Here is a 19,960-nt window from a genome sequence, read left to right on the forward strand (position 1 = left end):
CCTCAGGCTAATCGGTCCGCTCCGAGTTGGTCGGTTCAGAGTACGGATGTACTCTGGTCGACCAGGCATTAACGGTAGCTTTAACCAAGGAGGCCAGCGGAATAGCAAAGAAAATACCCCAAAAGCCAAACAGGCCACCAAAAAACAGTACCGCAATAATAATAAACACCGGATTTAAATCTACCGCTTCAGAAAACAGCAACGGCACCAGCAAATTGCCGTCCAGCGCCTGAATAATGCCATACGCCAGCATCAGATAACCAAACTCGGCTGTTGGGCCCCACTGAAAAAACGCTACCAGTGCTACCGGCAAGGTGACCACCGCCGCACCAACATAAGGAATTAATACAGACAAGCCCACCAGCACACCCAGTAACAATGGATAATTAAGCCCGAACAGCGCGAACACGGCATAACTCACTGTACCGACAATCAGGATTTCAAGAATTTTGCCACGAATATAATTCATGATTTGGGTATTCATTTCATGCCATACCTGCGTAATAAGCTTACGCTCGGTTGGCAACCACTGTACAAAGCTGGAGCTTAGTTGTGCCTTGTCTTTTAGCATAAAGAACACCATTAGCGGCACCAATACCAGATAAATCAGTAGCGCGACTAAATCAACAATTGAAGCCAGCGACAGCTCCAGCATATTGCGGCCAAATGTCATCACGCGTTCATTAACCGAATGCATTAAAATGTTGATTTGCTCAACGCTGACAATACCGGGAAAATTTTCTGGCAGCTCAAGCATGTAGGCCTGGCCCTGCTCTATCATCTGCGGTAAATCACGCAGTAAATTACGGCCCTGGTACCAGAAAATAGGAATAATCCACATCAGGATCAGTGTAGCCAGGCCCAAAAAGCCTGCTACAACCGCTATAGTACTGACACCACGCGACAACCCCAGTTTGCCAAGCCGCACTACCGGCCACTCCAGCAGATAAGCAAACGCAATAGCCACCAATACCGGTGCCAAAATGCCGCTTAGCCAGTAAATAGTCAAAAAACCAATCAGTAATAGCAGGAATAACGTAACCACCTGAGGATCAGAAAACTTATTGGTGTACCATTTCTTCAGCCAGTCCAGCATATTATTACTCCGTGTTACAGGGGGTTAAACGATTGCTGTAGCGTTTTGAGTATACCGGAGATCACAGATAATTTGGCAGTTAACATGCTGAGCTGACAAAATATATGGTAAATTAGCACGACACAAACACTGGAACTAATCAGCAAAAAGGCAGACAAAGTCTGCATTGTTGATCTGACATACAGAAGAGCCCGGGCGTTGTTATCATGAAATTTTCAGCAGTAACCAACTCTTTAACATCATGCCTGTTTGCAGCCAGCCTGCTCAGTTCAGTGTGTGCTGCCAGCAATTTGCCCGATTTAGGCGGCAATGGCTTTAGCGTCATTACACCTGATAAGGAAAAGCAGCTTGGCGATGTGATGATGCGCCAAACCCGTGGCAGTTTGCCCATGGTGTATGATCCGCTGCTTGACGAATATATAAACTCGCTGGGTAACCGTTTGGTGGCGCGGGCTAACGATGTGCGCTTTCCATTTAAGTTTTACTGGGTGCAAGACAGAAACATTAATGCTTTTGCCACGCTGGGCGGCAATATAGCGTCACATACCGGCACCCTGGCCGTTGCCGACAGTGAAAGTGAATTTGCGTCTGTAATGGCGCACGAAATTGTGCACGTAACCCAGCGCCATATCGCCCGTTTTGTTGAAGCACAAAGCCAGAAAGCACCGTTAACTCTGGCCGGTGTGTTAGGCGCCATCGTGCTGGCAACCGTTAACCCGGAAGCAGGCATGGCAGCCATGATGGCAACTCAGGGCGCCGCGCAGCAAAGCTCAATAAACTTTACCCGCAGCAATGAGCAAGAAGCCGACCGCATCGGTATGCAGGTTATGGCAGATGCCGGCTTTGATCCTTATGCGGTGCCTAATTTTTTCCGCAAACTGACTGAGCAAAGCCGCTTTCTCAGCCAGCAGCTGTCTTTTTTACAAACTCACCCGTTATCACAAAGCCGGGTAAGTGATACACGGATGCGGGCAGAGCAATTTCCACAACGCTTTATTCCAGACAGCCAGGACTTTACCCTGAGCAAAGCCCGGGTACTGGCGCGTTATCAGTACAATAAAAAAGATGCTGGGCAGGTATTTCGTAAAATGCTCAGCGAACCTGGTGGCAATACCAAAGCTAATCAGTATGGTTTAGCGATAACACTGCTGGATACCGGTAAACTGGATCAAGCCCGTAAACTGATTGAGCAGTTGCTGGAAAAAGACGAACATAATTTGTACTACATTGATGTGTACACCGACATTCTACTTGAGCAAAAAGAGTACCAGCTGTGTCTTGAAATGCTGGAACAGCAATATCTGCTGCGGCCAAATAATCAGGTTGTAACGTTAAACTACGCCAATGCGGCAATGAAATCCGGCGGCCACCATCTGGCAATTCATTTACTGAAAAGCCTGCTGTTCTATAAAAACGACAACATACTGGCCTACGATTTACTGGCTGATGCGTACAAAGAACTAGGCGACTTTGGCAAATTTTATGAAGCGAACGCCGACTTGGCTTATCAGTTAGCCAATTACCCCAAAGCCATTGATGATCTTAACGAAGCATTAAATCATCTTAAGCCGGAGCAAAAACTGGAAAACCGCCGGCTGGAAGCAAAGAAAAGACAATTACAGGCCGAATTTAACCGCCTGCAGCGTATGTAACGCTCAGGCCCTGCCGTAACAGGAATACACTGATGATAAAAATTTTGCATAACCCGCGTTGTTCAAAAAGCCGGGAAGCGCTGGCACTACTGCAACAACATGCATTACAAGTTGAAGTGATTGAATATTTAAAAACCCCGCTGACAGCAGACGAGCTTACTGTCTTGTTAGGCAAGCTGGATATACCAGCACGCCAGTTGCTGCGTAGCAAAGAGGACGAATACAAACAATTGGGGCTGGATGATATGTCGCTGAGCGAGCAGCAGCTGATTGAGGCAATGGCGCAACAGCCCAAACTGATCGAACGTCCGGTTATTATTAAAGGTAATAAAGCCGTTATTGGCCGCCCGGCCAGCAATATTCTGCCGTTGTTATCATGAGCTGCCGTATTCTGATTTTGTATTACTCACGCAACGGCGCTGTGGCTGCATTGGCAGATAAAATCGCTATTGGTGTACAACAAAGTGGCGCCGAAGCACTGGTGCGTTGTATTCCGCCACTGGATAAACAACATGCCAGCCGCCATGCCGTAGTTGAGCTTAAAGAGCTGGCCAGCTGCGACGGCCTGGCTTTTGGCAGCCCGGTGCGGTTTGGCAATATGGTTGCTGATGCCAAAGCATTCTGGGATGGCACCACCAGTGTCTGGCTTAAAGGTGAACTAATAGACAAACCTGCCGGTGTGTTTACTTCATCTGGCAGCATGCATGGCGGCAATGAGGCCACCCTGCTTAGCATGAGCCTGCCTCTGTTACATCACGGTATGCTGCTAACCGGCATTCCATACAGCGAGCCCGAGTTACACCAAACGCAAACCGGTGGCACTCCCTACGGCCCTACACATGTCAGTGGTCACCACAGCGATGACAAACTCAGTGTGGATGAACAACGGCTGGCCATTGCGTTTGGTAAGCGGCTGGCTACGTTAAGCCTGCAATTAAAACAACACAGGTTATAAATTATGCAACCAGGCAGTACTGCGCCAATGGCGGCCAAAACAACACGTTACTTATTACTGGGTCGTATTGGTTTTTTTGGTCTGTGGTTATTACAACCGCTATGGATCTTATGGCTGGCACCACCACAAATGGGTAATGCTTATGTGTTGCTCGCGTTACTCTGGCTGCCGCTGTGGCTGCCATTTTATGGCATTATCAAAGGCCATGCTTATACCATGGCCTGGGCCAACTTTATTGTGATGATTTATTTTTTGCATAGCCTGACTAACCTTTGGGTAAGCAGCGGTATACATCAACTATTGTCAGTAGTGGAGCTGGTACTGGCCAGCCTGATGTTTGTTGGTTGTACTTATTATGCCCGCCACCGTGGCCAGGAGCTTGGGCTAAAAATACCCAGACTGAAAGACGACCCCAGACGTTAACGCTCTAACGGCCGCCCCATATAAAATGCCAGCCGTTGCTCAATAAAGCCGCTGGCAGTTATCTGCTGCAATGTATCGAGTAGCAACTGCGCATTTTTTGGATTATGCCGGCTTAGGCCGCAGTATACTGTCGGTGCTTTTGACCACAAGGGATCCGCGCTAAAACTTTGATCGTCCAGAGTTGTTACAAAAAAATGGTAAGACAAATCAACTGTCATCACCATATCAAGCCGCCCTTGTTTTAAGCGTAATAAATTACTTTGTAACGAGTGTGCATCATCACGGATCACATCACCGCTTTGAAATACCTGCTCCAGCTCCGGGTAGGTAAAACCACGTGTCGTCCCTACTCTTTTGCCTGCCAGATGTTGAATGGCAGTAATCGGCTCGCTTTCACGGCGGCGCACTAACAGTTGCCGCGTGCTAAATAGTGCCGTGCTCCATAGCAGCTTATCAGGCTCATTTACCCAGTCAGGGTTTAAAAAGCAGGCAATTTCTGCCTGCCCTTCAATAAGCCAGGGCTCAACTCTGGCGCGGGGTAAATTAATATACTGTACCGTGCGGTTAATGCGCAGGCCCAGTTCGTCAATAATATCTTTGCTCAAGCCTGCTTGCAGTTCGTTATCGGCATTAAAAATAGCGTAAGGAGGAGTGTTGGTTTCACTGACAATAGCATAAAGCGGCGCTTTGTCTGGCAACGCTACTGCGGCATAAAACAGCAGAAACAGTAACAATGCGGCTATTGGCACTAGCTTAACTCCTTGGGCAGGCAGTCACTGGTTTCTGCGTCAGCTTTTAACTTAAATTATTGCTTGCTAATACAGCCTAGTCGCTTTCTTCCAGCCATTCCACTTTTTCTATCTGGCTGAAGCGGCTGCTTATTTTATGTGCTGATGTATGGATCTGTTTTACATCAGTCGCGGCCTGATCAATATGCTTAGCCAGATTATCAAAGCGGCCGCGGAAGCGGTCAAAATCCTCGGCCAGTTTAATCAGGTGCTCCTGGATTAAATGAATTTGCCGGCGTGTCGCGTCGTCTTTTAATACACTACGGGCCGTAGTTAGCACGGCCATTAACGTAGTTGGTGAGGTTAACCATACCCGGCGCCGGTAAGCTTCCTCTACGATATCAGCATGATAGGCATGCAGCTCTGCAAAAATAGCCTCGGCAGGTAAAAACATTATCGCGCCATCGGCAGTTTCGTTGGCAATAATGTATTTATCGGCAATATCGTTAATGTGCTTTTTAATATCCAGCTTAAACTGGCGCTGCGCCAGCTTGCGCTCTTCCGGACCAAATTGCGGATCGGTCATCTTTTTATAGCTTTCCAGCGGAAACTTGGCATCGATAACAATATTGCCGCTCGGCTTGGGTAAAAACAGTACACAATCGGCAATACGGCCGTTACTCAAAGTATGTTGCAAAGAAAAATGCTGTTCGGGCATCACATTACGGATCAGCGCGGTTAACTGCACTTCGCCAAAAGCACCGCGGGAGCGTTTATCAGCCAATACCTCCTGCAAGCTGACAACGTTAGTAGACAATTCGGTAATTTTTTTCTGGGCATCATCAATCAGCGCCAACCGCTTAACAATATCGGTAAAAGTTTGGTTGGTTTTTTCAAAGCCCTCGCTTAAACGGCGCTCTACCTGGCCGGCGATGTCTTTTAAGCGCAGATCAATGCTCTGCGTAAGTTGTTTAACTTGCTCTGCCAGCATAATTGCTTGCTGTTGCAAGTTTTTGCTCAGTTCAAAACGGGCTGATTGTTGGGTATCGGTTATTTTTTGCAGTACCTGCAGCAAATGCTCTTGCTGCTGTTGTTGTAAGTGCTGGCGTTGTAAATGCTGTTGCTCCAGCAACTGCTGCTGAAATTGTCCCTGCTGTTGCACCAGTTCAAGCTTATGCTGGGCCAGCTGCTCTGCCAGGCCAGTGCCCGGCGCACGGCGTAATAATAACAGCAGCACTAGCACGATATTCAGTGCCAACACAGCCGTTATCAGATAAATCCAGTGTTGTAATGTCATAAAACCCCTACTTTGGCCAAACCATTGCCGCTCATGTTACGTATAACAGGCAACTATACAACTTTATCAGCAGCACTATGAAAGAACTGGCATTATTTCCGCTAAACAGTTTTATCTTACCTGAGGGACGCATGCGCTTACGTGTGTTTGAGCGCCGCTATGTCCGTTTGGTCAGCGAGGCCAGTGTCGGTAAACGCGATTTTGCTCTGGCGCAAATTAACCCTTATGTCAGTAAGCAACATACTGATCGCATTCTGCCATTGGCAACACGGGTAAAAATTGAAGATTTTGAGCAGTTAGAAGATGGCTTGCTGGGCATCACCATTGCCGGTATTGAGCGGGTAAAAATTACCGAACGCTGGCAGGAGGCTGATCAGTTACACGTTGCAATGACAGAGCCTATGGAGAATTGGGCCACCACAGATGTAAATGCTGAATACACGCCGCTGATCAGGCAACTGCAAAAGCTACTACAAGAGTACCCGGCACTAAACCAACTTTACCCAACGCCTAAATATACTGACGCGGCCTGGCTGGCATCACGCTGGCTGGAGCTTATTCCGATGCAACCGGCACTTAAGCAAAAACTGGCGCAGGAAAACAGTCCGTCGCCTTGCCTGGACAGCTTACAAGCCTGGTTGTCGCATCAGGCCTGAGCATTGCGCACGCGCTGATAAGCAGCTTGTTCATCATCAGTAACTAATGCAACCAACTGCCAGTTACCTTGCTGTGATTGCAGTGTATATGAGGTATGGCAGGTAAACAGCACCTGATCGCCGTTACCATAGAAATACCAATACAGGCTGACAAACCTTAAGCTTTCTGACAGCCTAACCTGGCTTTGCAAGCGAAAGCTCACCCGGCTTACCCCTACCTGGCGGTATTGTTCAAACTGCTGTTCAAAATACTGCCGCAGGCTTTCAGGCTCGGAAAACATCATTTTGCTTTCGTCGGCTAATAACATGCACGGCAATGAGACTAACTCCAGCAAAGGCGACAACTGGTAATTGGAGTAGGCGTCGGCATAACACTGAAAAAACGGCTCAATATTTTGTGGCATTTAGCTAATCCCTAAATATTTATGCACCTGCACACTAAGCCGCCAGTTATGTTTTTTACACATTGCTATTGCCAGTTCTGTTGCCCGGCGCTGCTGACTGATCGGCTGCAGATAAATCAGCTTAGCTTTAGTGTCAGTATGTTGCAATAACTGCAACAGCTCATCTACATGTTTTTCCATCGCAACGGGGTGTTTAATCTCGTTGGCTCTGTCCAGCGCACTTTGCAAAACCTTGTAGCCACCAGCCATATTCACCTTGGGTGATACAGTAACCCAGGTTTGCGCTGGTGCTTGAATGGTAAAAGTACCACTGGTTTCAATTTGAGTACTGTAGCCATTGTGGTGTAGCAGTTCACACAAGGGGTTCAGATCGTACATGCATGGCTCACCACCGGTAATGACCACATGCTTCGCCTGGTAACCTTCTTTAGTAAACTGCGCCAGTAAATCCGCCGCGGTAACTTGTGCCCAGTGTTCTGTCTCAGCCGTTCTAATCACAATATCGCCCAACGGCATTGCCAGATCGTCTTTAATGTCCCAGGTGTGCTTAGTGTCGCACCAGCTGCATCCTACCGGGCAGCCCTGCAAACGGATAAAAATGGCTGCGGCGCCGGTAAAACTGCCCTCGCCCTGAATGGTTTCAAAAACCTCGTTAACTTTATACACTCTGTGCTTTGCCCTTTAGCCTGTGGCTGAATTACAGTACAATGCGCGCCCGGCTTCAGGGCCGGCAGCATTAATTGAAAATTTAAGCCGTATTATACAAGAGAGAGCCTGCTATGCCGAACAAAGTTGTGGTGATTTACTCCGGAGGGATGGATTCCTTCACCGTGTTACACAAAGCCGTGCAGGCCGGCCATGATGTATACGCGTTGTCTTTTAATTATGGTCAGCGCCATGTAAAAGAGCTGCAGTGTGCCGCACAGGTGTGTCAGGAGCTGGGTATCAAACATAAAATTGTGGATATCTCTGCTATTAACCAGCTTTTAGCCGGCTCGTCATTAACCGATGATATTGATATCCCCGAAGGCCATTACGCTGCTGATAATATGAAGTCTACCGTGGTACCCAACCGTAATATGATTTTACTGTCGCTGGCGGTAGGTTACGCGGTATCGCTGGGCGCATCGCAGGTATATTACGGTGCGCACTCGGGCGATCACTTTATTTACCCCGACTGCCGGCCGGAATTTGTGCAAAAAATGCATGATGTCTGCCAGATAGCCAACTATGAACCTATCGATATTATCAGCCCTTATCTGGCGCAAACCAAAATAGAAATCCTGGCCGATGGCCTGGCTATGGGGCTGGATTACAGCAAAACCTGGACCTGCTACAACGGCCGCGAAAAAGCCTGTGGTAAATGTGGTTCTTGTCAGGAGCGGTTAGAAGCCTTTACGCTGAATAAGGTTACCGATCCGCTGCCGTATGAGCAAAACCTGAGCTAATACCATATAACTGGTTATAACATATAGAAAAGCGGCCTTGTTGCCGCTTTTGTTGTCTCTATAATGGCGTAAAATTGAATTATGGCGCTATTTTATGTTGGCTTTCTGGTTTGCAATTCCGTTTTGGCAAAGAGTGCTGGGAGCACTGTTACTGGGTGTCACTACTGGTGTACTACTGGGCGAAACAGCCACCGTCTTTAAACCGTTAGGCACCTTATTTATTAATGCCATTCGCATGCTGGTAGTACCGCTGGTATTTTTTGCCCTGATCAGCAGCGTTACCTCACTGGCCGACAGCGGTAAAATGCAGCGGCTGGCATTTAAAACCGTGGGGTTATTTTTACTGACTGCCTTTATTGCCAGTTTAATTGGCTTAACGGTAGGCTCGCTGATGAACTGGGGCGATACCGTACAATTAACTGCTGCAGAGATAAAACCGCGCGATATTCCACCGGTAGCCGATGTACTGACCAACCTTATCCCTACCAATCCGCTGGCCGCGATGGTAAACGGTAATATTCTGCAAATTATCGTCTTTGCTGCCTTAGTGGGCATCGCCATTAATAAAATTGGCGAAAAAGCCGCGCCGATGAAAAAAGTGCTGCTGTCCGGTGCCGATATTATGTATCAGATCACCCGTATGGTGCTGGAGTTAACCCCGCTTGGCGTATTTGGTTTAATGGCCTGGGTAGTGGGTAATTATGGCCTGGACACTTTGTTACCGCTGGGCAAATTTATTCTGGCTATTTATCTGGCCTGTATTATCCATATTGTATTTACCTATGGCGGCCTGGTTAAGCTGTTTGGTGGTATGCGCGTACGTGACTACTTTAAAGCCATTTTACCGGCACAGCTGGTAGCCTACAGCAGCGCCAGCAGTTACGGCTCGCTGCCGGTAAGCCACAAAGTGGTAACAGAAAACTTAGGTGTATCAAAAGATTATGCCAGCTTTGTGCTGCCTCTGGGTGCCACCATTAATATGGACGGCTGTGGCGGCATTTACCCGGCCATTGCAGCCATTTTTATTGCCCATCTGTATGGCATAGACCTTACAACAGTCGATTATTTGCTGATTGCCGGCACCGCGACATTAGCGTCTGTTGGCACCGCCGGTGTACCGGGTACCGCTATGGTTATGCTAACAGTAACCTTAAGTGTGGTGGGTTTACCCATTGAGGGTATTGCCTTTATTGCTGCGATAGACAGGATTATCGATATGATGCGCACCGCCACCAATGTAACAGGCGATACCATGGTGGCACTGGTGATTGGCCGCTCAGAAGGTTTGGTACACACTCCTGCAAAGCCGGCACAACACAATACTGCAGTAGCATCATAAAAGACGCTACTGCAGTGCTTATTACGCGGCGCTAAACAGGCTTTGGTGCAGCTGTTTTACCACTGCCGGGGCATCGGCATCCTGCACTAAAAAGCACAGGTTATGCTTAGACGCCCCATGGCAGATCAGCCGCATATTAATACGCTCCAACGTATTAAATAAATCGCCGGTCACCCCTTTACTACTGTGCAGATGGTTGCCAATCACAGCAATCAGGCTTAACCCCTGCTCCACAGTCACTTCACAAAAACTGCGCAGCTCTGCCAGTGCCGGCTCTACCGACGCACTAAATGCACTGCTCATACCGCCTTCATCCAGCGTCAGCGCCACGCTGATTTCAGAAGTTGTCACTAAATCGACCGAAATCTGATGGCGGCTTAAAATATCAAACACCCGGGTTAAAAAACCTGCCGCGTGCAACATGGCCGGGCTTTTAACGGTGATCAGCGTTTGTGCTTTTCGAAGTGCAATCGCACGATAAGGCGGACGATCTTTTACCTCTTTGGCTATCCAGGTGCCGCCGGCTTGTGGTTCGCGGCTGGAGCCGACAAACACACCGATATTACGCCGCATCGCAGGTATCAGCGTTGCAGGGTGCAAGACTTTGGCACCAAAGGTGGCCATTTCGGCGGCTTCATCAAAGCTGATTTCTTTAATGCAGCGTGCCTGATCAGTTAGGCGCGGATCAGTGGTAAAAATACCGACTACGTCGGTCCATATTTGTACCACCGCTGCATTTAAGGCTTCACCCAATAAAGCTGCACTATAATCGGAACCGCCCCGGCCAAGCGTGGTGGTCTGGCCGATATCATCAGCACCAATAAAGCCCTGGGTAACGACCACGTTATCTGCCAGCAAGGGCTGTAACTGAATTGCACACAACTCACTGATTTGGGTAATTTGTGGCTCACCTTTACCAAAGCGGCTGTCGGTGCGCATTACCCGGCGGGCATCAAAGCATAAACCTGCAGCGCCACGCTCACGCAGCACCTGAGCAAACAGCACTGAGCTTAAGCGCTCACCGAAAGATTGAATTTCATCTTTATGTGCGCCGCTGTATACCGCGCCGCCCTGCTCTATCAGCTCTTTTAGTGCTGATAGCAGCTGGTCAATATCGGCAGCTACTGCATCGGGCTGCTGCAAACGGTTTAATACCGCCAACGTAATACGCTCAATGCCCTGATAGCAGGCATAGCGCTCGGTAACATCGGTATGTTTGGTAATATCGACAAGCAGGTTGGTTACGCCGGAACTGGCGCTAACTACCACTAAACGGATAGCGGGTTCAGCAAGAATAATGTCAGCGCAACGCGACATAGCATCGAAGTCTGCGACGCTGGTGCCGCCGAATTTTGCAACAATAAGTTTGGACAAGGGTGCCTCTCCTTATAAAACATAATAAGCAGAGCATGGCATTTGCTAACAGCAAAACGAGAATGGCACAGATTGCTTCTGTAATTTCTGTAAACTGTAGTTAACAAAGGCCAGAAGCTCTCCACCGAAATTCAGGTGACAGTCGCAAGGATTCAGCCTTAACGACCGAAAAGTGCAGCTCTATAACTGCGCTTTTCTCGGCGTTAGTCCCCCTTATTCAAGCTACGATGTATAGACATCTGTCCTGAACTACCTGGCTAACGCGCCTCTTCTGGTCTATCAGATATGATTGACGGGCGACACCTTACCTTGTTTTGCCTGAACAGGCAATAGCCTTTTAGCCGTCTAAAAAATAGTTACTCAGGTAACGCCCGCCGTCGTCTCTGCCAGCGCTTATAACTACGCGCTATGGTAGCGGTTTAAACTGAACAAATCCTTAGCCGCAGTGAAATAAAGCAGTAAAATAATTTAGTGCAGCCGGTTAATTTTGCGCAACTGCGCCACAAATTCATCCATATCTGTTTCTGATTTCGCATCACTGTGCCATTTGTTATGAAAACCCAAGGTTATCTGCACCTTGCCATTGCTAAAATACACCTCGTAACCATCAAAGCCAGAATTTACCGTAATCCCTTCCAGCTCAAAACCTGCGCCAAGCTCGTTGTTAATCGCTTTGCCGTGTTTTTCAACTTTACTAAACACGCTGAATAAAAATTTAGCATCCAGTTCATTTTGCATCTTTTTTTGCTCCAGTTTCAGTTGGCTTAAGCGTAACACCAGTTTGCAGCGAATACGCACAAAGGTTATAGTCCGGCGGTGTTATAAGGAGAAATATATGCACAAGACACTGATTACAAGCGCTATTGCCCTGACATTTTCTGCCGCTATTTCAGCGAATATAGTTCAGCCGGCGCCACAGGTATCCATAACCAGCCACGATGCTTACTTCGACAACCTGCGCGCGCACTGTGGTAAAGCCTATGAAGGCAAAGTCAGCATTGATAATCCGCAAAGTGGTGGCTTTGAAGGCCGTTTAGTTATGCATGTGCGTAATTGTACAGACACTCAATTACAAATTCCGTTTCATGTCGGAGGTGATCACTCCCGCACCTGGATTATTACCAAAACCGGCTCAGGCCTGAGTTTAAAGCACGATCACCGTAAAAAAAACGGCAGCCACGATGTCTCTACCATGTACGGCGGCCATACCACAGATGCCGGCTGGGCGAATGTGCAGAGCTTTCCGGCCGATCAATATTCAAAAGAGCTGTTCTCACGTTTAGGTAACCCGCAGTCAAATACCAATATCTGGCAAATGTATATTTACCCGCAAACCTTTAGCTACCGCCTGATCCGCGAAGGCCGCGAGTTCCGGGTTGATTTTGATTTAACCAAACCGGTCGCTCTGCCGCCAACACCATGGGGGTATAAAGACTAATCCCCCGGTACAGTCGACAGGTAAACTGGTCGCCTGATGTCAGTTACGCTAAGATAAACTGATTTTGCTCAACTGTCGCAGCCACTGCGCGTCAGTTAACAAAACAGACAACAATAAAAAACCACGGAGCCACTATGATTACCCTTTCCCGCTTTAGCGCGTTTGCCACTGCGCTGACAGCCATGGCAGTATTAACGGCTTGCTCAGAGCAACCAGCCAACGAAAAACCAGCAGAAGTTAACCCCACAGTCGTAAGCGAAACTGCAGCTAAAAGCAGCGAATTACAGTTTACTGAAGTCAACCCACGCTTAGGCGAATACATTAAAACGCTATCAGCAGACGAGTTTCAGGGCCGTGCGCCAGCAACAAAAGGCGAAGAGTTAACCGTTGCCTTTTTAGAAGACAATTTTCGCCGCATCGGTTTAAAACCTATCGATGGCGACAGCTATAAGCAACCGGTATCGCTGGTACAAATTGACCCGGTTCAGGTATCAGCCATGACACTAAAGGGCGATAAGTTACCGGCGCAGTTTAACTACCGTGACGATATGACAGCCTGGACAACCCAGGTGACCGGACAGGTTGAAGTAACCGACAGTGAAATGGTGTTTGTTGGCTACGGCATAGTGGCACCGGAATACGGCTGGAACGACTACGAAGGCCTGGACGTAAAAGGCAAAACCGTGGTGATGTTTGTTAACGATCCAGGCTTTGCCACCCAGGACCCGGCATTATTTAACGGCAATGCCATGACTTACTACGGCCGCTGGACCTACAAATTTGAAGAAGCCGCCCGCCAGGGTGCCGCTATGGCATTGATTATTCATGAGACCGCACCGGCCAGCTACGGTTGGGGCGTAGTAGCTCATGGTTCACCGATTAAATTCGATTTAATCAACGAAAACAAAAATATGGACCGCGCCAAAGTAGAAGGCTGGGTAACTACTGAAGCCGCCGAAAAGCTGTTTGCTAATATAGGCACCGATTTAGCTACTATGCACAAAAATGCCCTGCAAAAAGATTTTGCACCGGTCGCACTTAATGCCACAGCGTCAGTCAGTGTAAAAAACAACCTGCGCGAACTGGTATCCAGCAACGTAGTGGGTTATATCGAAGGCAGCAAATATCCGGATGAATATGTGCTGTATATGGCGCATTGGGATCACCTGGGCATGGACTTTTCTAACCCGACAAACAAAGTATTTAACGGCGCCCAGGATAACGCATCCGGCACCGGCGGCTTACTGGCACTGGCAGAGTATTTCACCCAGCAACCTAAGCCAGAGCGCTCAGTGGTATTTGTCGCGGTAACAGCAGAAGAGCGCGGTTTGTTAGGTTCAGCCTGGTATGCGGCCAACCCGGTATTCCCACTGGAAAAAACTGTCGTCGGCATTAACATGGACGTAATGAATGTGTATGGCCCGATGAAAGATATGGTGATTGTTGGTCTGGGTAATAATAACGCTGAAGATATTCTTATTAAGTACACCGAGCAACAAGGCCGTTATGCCGTGCGTGAGCACAACCCTGAAGCCGGTATTGCTTATCGCTCAGATCACTTTAATCTGTCGAAAAAAGGCGTGCCAATTCTTTATGCAAAAGGCGGTAACGACCACTTTGAAAATGGCGCAGAATGGGGTAAAGCTCAGCGTGCTGAATACAATACCTGTTGCTACCATAAGGTAAATGACGAGTGGAACGACGACTGGGATTTGCGTGGCGCACAGCAAGACTTATTCCTGTTTTATCAGGTTGGCAACGAGCTGGCTAACAGCCGCAACTGGCCAAACTGGAATCAGGGTAACGAATTTAAGGCAATACGCGATGCATCGGCTGATGCGCGTAAGTAAAAAAACCTTATGATAAGGGGCAGCCAAGGCTGCCCTTTTTTATTGCCACGGTTTTATACCACTGCTGCATAGAGATAACCTGGCCCAGCTGATATATTCATAATCTATTCAGTGAGTTCAGCTTACTGTCGGTTTACTTAAATAAAGGACCATACCCATGCGCTGGTGGCATAAAACGCTGCTTACAAGCTTAGTGCTAATGCTGCTGTTACTGGCTACGGGTTACTGGTACCTGCAAAAAACACTGGCGGCTTTGCCGGTGCAAAACCTGCATTATGAAGTCAAAGCTTTGTCGCTGCATCAACTGCAGTTAAGCCATGTCAGCTTTAACATCAGCTCTGCAGATGTTCATGTGCAATTGAATGACGTGACTGTTAGCTGGCTGTTTCCGGGCTGGTTTAGTCTGGCACTGGACCATGTTCAGCTGGGTAACGGCAATATTACCCTGACCACCTGGCCGCAAGCAGATACCAGCACTGCGGATACAGCAACGCCTGCTTTTAGCCTGCCAGAAAACTGGCAATTGCCGGCTATTTTGCCCGGCACTGTTTCGCTGCAACAGCTTGGTATCCACCTGCCCTGCGGCCAAAGCCGCTGCAGTTATCAGCTGCAGGCGGAACTGAGCATTGTGCAGCAAAAACTGCAGTACCAACTTACTGTTGCTGATGCTGCCAGTACCGACACATACAATGCCGATGCTGCCAACAGCGATATAACGCGGTTAAGCCTGAGCGGCGATTACCAGGCCATACAAAACCTCCCCCTGCTTAATGCCCAACTTACGCTGGATGACAGTGCCTGGCTTACACTCAGCCAGCAGCTCTCAGCCCAAGACGGCGTTAATGCCAGCGGCGAACTTAAGCTGGATATTGCCCCGCCCTCACCCTGGTTATTACAACAGTTTAAGCTGTGGCAAATTGAGTTGCCAGCCGATGCGTTAACGCAGTTTACCGCACCGGTAACGCTGCAGAGTAACTGGCAACTGGCATTACCGGAGCACCTTAGCCTGGCCAGCCTGAGTCAGCAAGCCAGCGGCACCTGGCAACTAAGTGCTAACCTGCCCACCCCGCTTAGCCTGCCGGGCATAGGCCAGCTGCAAGGCACGGTTGCCGCTAAGCTTGGCCTTGAACAAGGCGAATTAAGCCAATATCAGTTAAATAGCCAGTTAACCTTATTAAAACCACAGTTGTCCGGTGATTTGTTGCAGTTGGGCCTTAATGCCGACGCAGTGCATATTACAGTAAACGCCGATGGCAAAAACCAACCACAACTTAACGCCCTGCCACTGCAGATAGCCCTTACCAGCGAAGGCAAAACAGCGCTGGGCTTAACCGGCAATGCCATACTTAACCTGACTCCGCCAATGAGCGCACAGCTGCAACAGGCAAGGTTAAGCCTGAAACAACAGCTATTTAACCCGGCGCCAGACACTAAACTGGGCGAGGTACAACTGAACAGTGAGTTTAACGCCTACTGGCTTGCCGACAGCTGGCAACTGGATGTACAACAGTTAACCGCCGACATCGCCACCCTAAGTGCGCCCAGTATCAGTGGCCGTAATATTAAGCTCAGTATCAGCCCCGGCCAGTTTAGTGGTGACAGCCGCTTTAATCAGGTTAAGCTGCACTCTGATATCAAGCTGAGTGCCAGCGAACTGGCGCATCCGCAGTTAAAGCCCCAAAGCTGGCAGTGGCAAAGCAAACTCAGTGGCGAGCTAAACAATTTGGTACTGGACGGCCATATAAGCAATGCTGCCAGCCTGGGGCTTACACATCAGCTAACGTACCAACATGATAAGCTTAAACTTAACTGGCAACTGGATGATATGTTTTTGCTGGCCGGTAACCCGCTGGCGGCAACCCTAACCGCCTGGCCTGCCTTGCTGGAGTTTAACCGCGGCCGTATTGCCAGTTCAGGTGAGTTAACCCTGTTACCGGCAGTCAGTGCCAGCGCAAAGGTAAATTTTTCGGGTGTCAGTGGTATTTATGATCGTAGCCTGTTTAAAGAGTTAACTGCCGCTCTGCAGCTAAAATACCAGGCCGATGCCGTGCAACTGGCCACAACTGATGCCACCGTAGCCGAAATTGAGCACGGCGTAGTTGTCGGGCCACTAAAACTGAATGCGCAATATAATGCTACTGCCGACGCCATTACCGCAGGTAAACTGGATATCCAGCAGCTACAACTGCTGGCAATGGGTGGGCAGGTGCAGGTGGAACCGGTATTGCTGGATTTATCGCTGGCAGAGCAGCAATTACTGCTGCAACTCAAACAAATTGATTTAACTCAGCTGCTACAGCAACATCCCACAACTGATCTTAGCGGTAATGGCAGGATCTCCGGCACTATTCCACTGCTGCTTGGGCGTAACGGTGCCAGCGTTAAAGATGGCAGCATTGCGGCAGAAAGCCCGGGGGGCAAGTTACAGTACCGTCCGCCAACGGCGCAATCTATGGCAGCAAGCAACCAGGGCATGAAAGTGGTGCTGGAGGCACTGGACGATTTTCATTATTCGGTGCTATCGAGCAATGTCAGCTATGATACCAGTGGTAAATTGTTGCTGGGGCTAACCCTGAAAGGACAAAATCCGGCGCTGGAAGCTGGCCGGGCGATAAACCTGAATATTAATCTGGAAGAAGATATACCGGCGCTGATCACCAGCCTGCAGCTTAGCAGCAAAATCAGCGATAAAATAAAGCAACGGGTGCAACAACGTTTACAACAGTCAGGCGCAAAACGCGCTAACGGAGTACAACCATGATACAACAACTCAGTGGAGCAGTCGTTCTGGCACTATTGCTGGGCGCCTGCACTCCCAAAGTGCAGGTGGCTTTGCCAGCCGAACCGATTAACATCAACCTGAATGTAAAAATTCAGCATGAGATTTATATTAAAGTCGACAAACAGCTGGATGAGTTATTCAGCGATGACAGTGGTTTATTCTAAGGAGCACATGATGAAACGGTTTAATAAACTAAAAATGCTACTGTTACCTGCACTGTTTGCTATCAGCCTGCCGGTATTGGCAATGAATTTACAACAAGCCATGTCAGCACTGGGCCAGGCCAAAACACAAGGTTTGGTTGGCGAGCAGGCTAACGGTTATTTAGGAGTGGTCAGCAACAGTGGCGATGCGGCCAATATTGTTAAACTGATTAACGACGCCCGCCGTGCTGAATATGCCAAACTGGCGCAACAAAACAACATAGCGGTAGCAGACGTAGAGGCAATGGCAGGCAAAAAAGCCCTTGAGCGCACCAGCGCCGGCCATTATATTTTGCTCGACGGTAACTGGATTAAAAAGCCCTGAGTCCCGGCCCAGTCAGCCTTGTATATTCCAAACCGGCATCTGTAGCTAAGATGCCGGTCCTTCCAAGTTATTGGCTATTGGCGCATAGGATTTATCTATGCCAATAAAACCTTACCTCTGTTTTTTTTGCTTGTTTTACGGCAGTTTTTACAGCGCCGGTGCGCAGGCACAGCCACAACAGTTTGACGCGCTGGTAAAACAAATAGAACGGGGTGAGCGGCCTTTTTTCAGTATTGCAGATTATCAACAAGCACTGCTTGAGCTTGAAACTGCCCTACCCGCTAATGACACCAAGCGTGGCAGTATGCTCGACCGTTTACGCTGCACTTTGGTTTACTTTGATAAACCAGAGCAAGGCATCAGCTTTAGTGATGAAAAACTCAGCCTGGCTAACACAAATCAGGATCACGAGGCATTAGCCGATTATTATGTTTGCCGCTATTACCTTTACAGCCAACTGGGGCAAACCCAACTGGCAGAACAAAACGCCCAGCTTAGCTACGAAGCGGCCAGCACCAGTGAAAACCCGCTGAGCATTGCCATTAGTTTAAGCTTACTGGGGGATATAGCCTCATATCGGGGCCGTTATGCCGATGCCATGCAGCACTATGTTAGCGCTTATCAATTGCAGCTTAGTCTGGGATACAAATCTTATATCAGCGACTTAGTGCTCGCCATAGCGGCAACTTACCGTCGTATGGGCTTGTATCAGGATGCGCTGGATTATCTGGCTCAGGCAGACCAGGAATTTACCGCGCCACAAGAGCAATTTCGTCTGGCGATGATCTTAAACGAGAAAGCGTTCTCTTATGCTGAGATGAACCAGCCGCAACAGGCACTGGAGCTGTTTGAGCAATCTTTACAGGCGTATAAACAGCTGAATGAACCCTTATGGCAAACCTACATTAAGGTAAATCTGGTGTGGGTGTATAACCTGCTGCAGCAATATGACAATGCACTGGCCTACAACCAACAAGCGCTCGATGAGCTTAATAGCAGCACAGTGCCGGATCAGTCGTCGCTTGCTACCTACAAAGGGCTGTTAGCGCTGTACCACGGCGAAACGCTTATTGCACTGCAACAACCCGAAGATGCATTGCATCAGGTTACGCTGGCCGAACAGCACCTGAGCATTGATGACAACCCACGCTACCGGCTGATGCTGTACAAGGTAAAAGCGGAAGCTCTGGCAGCCACTGGTGACATGCCAGCGGCTTACCAAATGTTGCAACACTACCTCAGCAGTAATCAGCAACAACAGCAACAGGCCAAAGAGCAGCAAAGTAATTTGCTGCGCATTCAGTTTGACTCAGCCCGTCAGCAAGAGCGCAACCAGCAACTGGCGGCAGAAAAAACGCTGATGCAACAGCATGTCAGCACCTTACAGCTGGCCCAGCGCTGGCAATATGCCGCGTTAAGCTTAATTGCGCTATTGTTGCTGATTTTGTTTGCTGCTGCCCTGTCGCTAAAACGGCGCAACCGCAGGTTGCATAATCTCGCCATGACAGATGAACTAACCGGCATTGCCAACCGGCGGCGCATTATGTTGCTGGCCGAGCAAGAGCGGGTAAAAGCGCTGGATACCACCCTGCCTCTGAGCTTTTTAATTCTCGACCTGGATCATTTTAAACAGGTAAATGACCGTTACGGCCACGAAGCTGGCGATTTAGCCCTGCAGCAATTCAGTGTTACGGTCAGCAGTTTATTGCGGGAACAAGACCACTTTGGCCGCACCGGTGGCGAAGAGTTTTTAATCGTGCTGCCCGACACCGAACTGACACAAGCAGAAGTAATAGCCGAACGTTTGCGCCATGCGGTAGCGGCCATTAGCATAAGTGACAGCAAAAAGCCGTTTTCTATTACCTGCAGTTTAGGTATTGCGCAAAACCGGGCTGACGAAGCACTAAACATTACTCTTGGCCGCGCCGATGATGCGCTGTATCAGGCCAAAGCTGACGGCCGTAACAAATCATCAACGGGCCAGTAAGTA

At 48.8% G+C, this 19,960-nt stretch carries 20 protein-coding genes and 1 riboswitch; of the genes, 13 read left to right on the forward strand and 7 right to left on the reverse strand.

Translation table 11 applies throughout. From position 1 onward, the window contains the following. Nucleotides 1-7 precede the first annotated feature (7 nt). Complete coding sequence (locus MJX74_RS06005; RefSeq protein ID WP_240221685.1) at nt 8-1,096, reverse strand: AI-2E family transporter; 1,089 nt, start codon at nt 1,094-1,096, stop codon at nt 8-10. 206 nt (nt 1,097-1,302) lie between these two features. Between MJX74_RS06005 and bepA the strand changes: the two genes are divergently transcribed. Genes bepA through MJX74_RS06025 form a run of 4 tightly spaced genes read left to right on the forward strand, consistent with a single transcriptional unit; the run spans nt 1,303 to nt 4,126 of the window. Next, entirely contained in the window at nt 1,303-2,748 is a 1,446-nt protein-coding gene (gene bepA / locus MJX74_RS06010) for a beta-barrel assembly-enhancing protease (protein ID WP_240221687.1), read from the forward strand. Between the two features lie 32 nt (nt 2,749-2,780). Then, a complete protein-coding gene (gene arsC, locus MJX74_RS06015) occupies nt 2,781-3,128 on the forward strand; it encodes an arsenate reductase (glutaredoxin) (RefSeq protein WP_240221690.1) in 348 nt (115 codons plus the stop codon). Next, entirely contained in the window at nt 3,125-3,703 is a 579-nt protein-coding gene (wrbA, locus tag MJX74_RS06020; protein WP_240221692.1) for an NAD(P)H:quinone oxidoreductase, read from the forward strand. Before arsC ends, wrbA begins: the two co-directional genes overlap by 4 nt. Nucleotides 3,704-3,706: 3 nt before the next feature. Then, complete coding sequence (locus MJX74_RS06025) at nt 3,707-4,126, forward strand: DUF2069 domain-containing protein (RefSeq protein WP_240221694.1); 420 nt, start codon at nt 3,707-3,709, stop codon at nt 4,124-4,126. Here MJX74_RS06025 and MJX74_RS06030 read toward each other — a convergent pair. Then, nucleotides 4,123-4,875, reverse strand: a complete 753-nt coding sequence (locus tag MJX74_RS06030) for a substrate-binding periplasmic protein (protein ID WP_240221696.1) — start codon at nt 4,873-4,875, stop codon at nt 4,123-4,125. The genes MJX74_RS06025 and MJX74_RS06030 overlap by 4 nt on opposite strands. A gap of 76 nt (nt 4,876-4,951) precedes the next feature. After that, nucleotides 4,952-6,151, reverse strand: coding sequence for a DNA recombination protein RmuC (locus tag MJX74_RS06035; RefSeq protein WP_240221698.1), 1,200 nt, complete (start codon nt 6,149-6,151; stop codon nt 4,952-4,954). Between the two features lie 77 nt (nt 6,152-6,228). Here MJX74_RS06035 and MJX74_RS06040 point away from each other — a divergent pair, with 77 nt between their 5' ends. Further along, a complete protein-coding gene (locus tag MJX74_RS06040) occupies nt 6,229-6,807 on the forward strand; it encodes an LON peptidase substrate-binding domain-containing protein (RefSeq protein ID WP_240221700.1) in 579 nt (192 codons plus the stop codon). Here the strand turns inward: MJX74_RS06040 and MJX74_RS06045 are convergent. Next, nucleotides 6,798-7,211, reverse strand: coding sequence for a hypothetical protein (locus MJX74_RS06045; protein ID WP_240221702.1), 414 nt, complete (start codon nt 7,209-7,211; stop codon nt 6,798-6,800). The two genes, MJX74_RS06040 and MJX74_RS06045, sit on opposite strands and share 10 nt — an antisense overlap. Then, entirely contained in the window at nt 7,212-7,877 is a 666-nt protein-coding gene (queE, locus tag MJX74_RS06050; RefSeq protein ID WP_240221704.1) for a 7-carboxy-7-deazaguanine synthase QueE, read from the reverse strand. It lies immediately after the preceding gene. A gap of 113 nt (nt 7,878-7,990) precedes the next feature. Here queE and queC point away from each other — a divergent pair, with 113 nt between their 5' ends. After that, the gene (queC, locus tag MJX74_RS06055) at nt 7,991-8,659 is read left to right on the forward strand and encodes a 7-cyano-7-deazaguanine synthase QueC (protein ID WP_240221706.1); all 669 of its coding nucleotides are present in this window, start codon (nt 7,991-7,993) and stop codon (nt 8,657-8,659) included. A 94-nt stretch (nt 8,660-8,753) separates the two neighbouring features. Further along, nucleotides 8,754-9,998, forward strand: coding sequence for a dicarboxylate/amino acid:cation symporter (locus tag MJX74_RS06060; protein ID WP_240221708.1), 1,245 nt, complete (start codon nt 8,754-8,756; stop codon nt 9,996-9,998). 21 nt (nt 9,999-10,019) lie between these two features. Here the strand turns inward: MJX74_RS06060 and lysC are convergent, their stop codons facing one another. After that, entirely contained in the window at nt 10,020-11,372 is a 1,353-nt protein-coding gene (gene lysC, locus MJX74_RS06065; protein ID WP_240221710.1) for a lysine-sensitive aspartokinase 3, read from the reverse strand. Between the two features lie 106 nt (nt 11,373-11,478). Next, a riboswitch (Lysine riboswitch) is annotated at nt 11,479-11,651 on the reverse strand. A gap of 189 nt (nt 11,652-11,840) precedes the next feature. Then, the gene (locus MJX74_RS06070) at nt 11,841-12,170 is read right to left on the reverse strand and encodes a DUF3081 family protein (protein WP_240221712.1); all 330 of its coding nucleotides are present in this window, start codon (nt 12,168-12,170) and stop codon (nt 11,841-11,843) included. Nucleotides 12,171-12,207: 37 nt separating this feature from the next. Between MJX74_RS06070 and MJX74_RS06075 the strand changes: the two genes are divergently transcribed. The 6 genes from MJX74_RS06075 (at nt 12,208) to MJX74_RS06100 (ending at nt 19,957) form a co-directional block, all read left to right on the forward strand. After that, nucleotides 12,208-12,810, forward strand: a complete 603-nt coding sequence (locus MJX74_RS06075) for a hypothetical protein (protein WP_240221714.1) — start codon at nt 12,208-12,210, stop codon at nt 12,808-12,810. Nucleotides 12,811-12,944: 134 nt separating this feature from the next. Further along, nucleotides 12,945-14,660 (forward strand): M28 family metallopeptidase, encoded by a 1,716-nt coding sequence (locus tag MJX74_RS06080; RefSeq protein WP_240221716.1) that lies wholly within the window; start codon nt 12,945-12,947, stop codon nt 14,658-14,660. Nucleotides 14,661-14,817: 157 nt separating this feature from the next. Further along, complete coding sequence (locus MJX74_RS06085) at nt 14,818-17,421, forward strand: intermembrane phospholipid transport protein YdbH family protein (RefSeq protein ID WP_240221718.1); 2,604 nt, start codon at nt 14,818-14,820, stop codon at nt 17,419-17,421. Continuing rightward, a complete protein-coding gene (locus MJX74_RS06090; RefSeq protein WP_240221720.1) occupies nt 17,418-17,606 on the forward strand; it encodes a YnbE family lipoprotein in 189 nt (62 codons plus the stop codon). The genes MJX74_RS06085 and MJX74_RS06090 overlap by 4 nt, the downstream gene beginning before the upstream one ends. A 10-nt stretch (nt 17,607-17,616) precedes the next feature. Further along, nucleotides 17,617-17,970, forward strand: coding sequence for a YdbL family probable chaperone protein (locus tag MJX74_RS06095; RefSeq protein WP_068235698.1), 354 nt, complete (start codon nt 17,617-17,619; stop codon nt 17,968-17,970). Between the two features lie 97 nt (nt 17,971-18,067). After that, nucleotides 18,068-19,957 (forward strand): tetratricopeptide repeat-containing diguanylate cyclase, encoded by a 1,890-nt coding sequence (locus tag MJX74_RS06100; RefSeq protein ID WP_240221722.1) that lies wholly within the window; start codon nt 18,068-18,070, stop codon nt 19,955-19,957. The last annotated feature ends 3 nt before the right edge of the window (nt 19,958-19,960 follow it).

The sequence above is a fragment of the Rheinheimera hassiensis genome (assembly GCF_022436675.1).
In the GTDB taxonomy this organism is placed as follows: domain Bacteria; phylum Pseudomonadota; class Gammaproteobacteria; order Enterobacterales; family Alteromonadaceae; genus Alishewanella; species Alishewanella hassiensis.

Bases quoted from the DNA above. Each gene is read 5' to 3' on its own strand.
- MJX74_RS06005 (WP_240221685.1), bottom strand. From the start codon at position 1,096: ATGCTGGACTGGCTGAAGAAATGGTACACCAATAAGTTTTCTGATCCT.
- bepA (WP_240221687.1), top strand. From the start codon at position 1,303: ATGAAATTTTCAGCAGTAACCAACTCTTTAACATCATGCCTGTTTGCA.
- arsC (WP_240221690.1), top strand. From the start codon at position 2,781: ATGATAAAAATTTTGCATAACCCGCGTTGTTCAAAAAGCCGGGAAGCG.
- wrbA (WP_240221692.1), top strand. From the start codon at position 3,125: ATGAGCTGCCGTATTCTGATTTTGTATTACTCACGCAACGGCGCTGTG.
- MJX74_RS06025 (WP_240221694.1), top strand. From the start codon at position 3,707: ATGCAACCAGGCAGTACTGCGCCAATGGCGGCCAAAACAACACGTTAC.
- MJX74_RS06035 (WP_240221698.1), bottom strand. From the start codon at position 6,151: ATGACATTACAACACTGGATTTATCTGATAACGGCTGTGTTGGCACTG.
- MJX74_RS06040 (WP_240221700.1), top strand. From the start codon at position 6,229: ATGAAAGAACTGGCATTATTTCCGCTAAACAGTTTTATCTTACCTGAG.
- MJX74_RS06045 (WP_240221702.1), bottom strand. From the start codon at position 7,211: ATGCCACAAAATATTGAGCCGTTTTTTCAGTGTTATGCCGACGCCTAC.
- queC (WP_240221706.1), top strand. From the start codon at position 7,991: ATGCCGAACAAAGTTGTGGTGATTTACTCCGGAGGGATGGATTCCTTC.
- MJX74_RS06060 (WP_240221708.1), top strand. From the start codon at position 8,754: ATGTTGGCTTTCTGGTTTGCAATTCCGTTTTGGCAAAGAGTGCTGGGA.
- MJX74_RS06075 (WP_240221714.1), top strand. From the start codon at position 12,208: ATGCACAAGACACTGATTACAAGCGCTATTGCCCTGACATTTTCTGCC.
- MJX74_RS06080 (WP_240221716.1), top strand. From the start codon at position 12,945: ATGATTACCCTTTCCCGCTTTAGCGCGTTTGCCACTGCGCTGACAGCC.
- MJX74_RS06085 (WP_240221718.1), top strand. From the start codon at position 14,818: ATGCGCTGGTGGCATAAAACGCTGCTTACAAGCTTAGTGCTAATGCTG.
- MJX74_RS06090 (WP_240221720.1), top strand. From the start codon at position 17,418: ATGATACAACAACTCAGTGGAGCAGTCGTTCTGGCACTATTGCTGGGC.
- MJX74_RS06095 (WP_068235698.1), top strand. From the start codon at position 17,617: ATGAAACGGTTTAATAAACTAAAAATGCTACTGTTACCTGCACTGTTT.
- MJX74_RS06100 (WP_240221722.1), top strand. From the start codon at position 18,068: ATGCCAATAAAACCTTACCTCTGTTTTTTTTGCTTGTTTTACGGCAGT.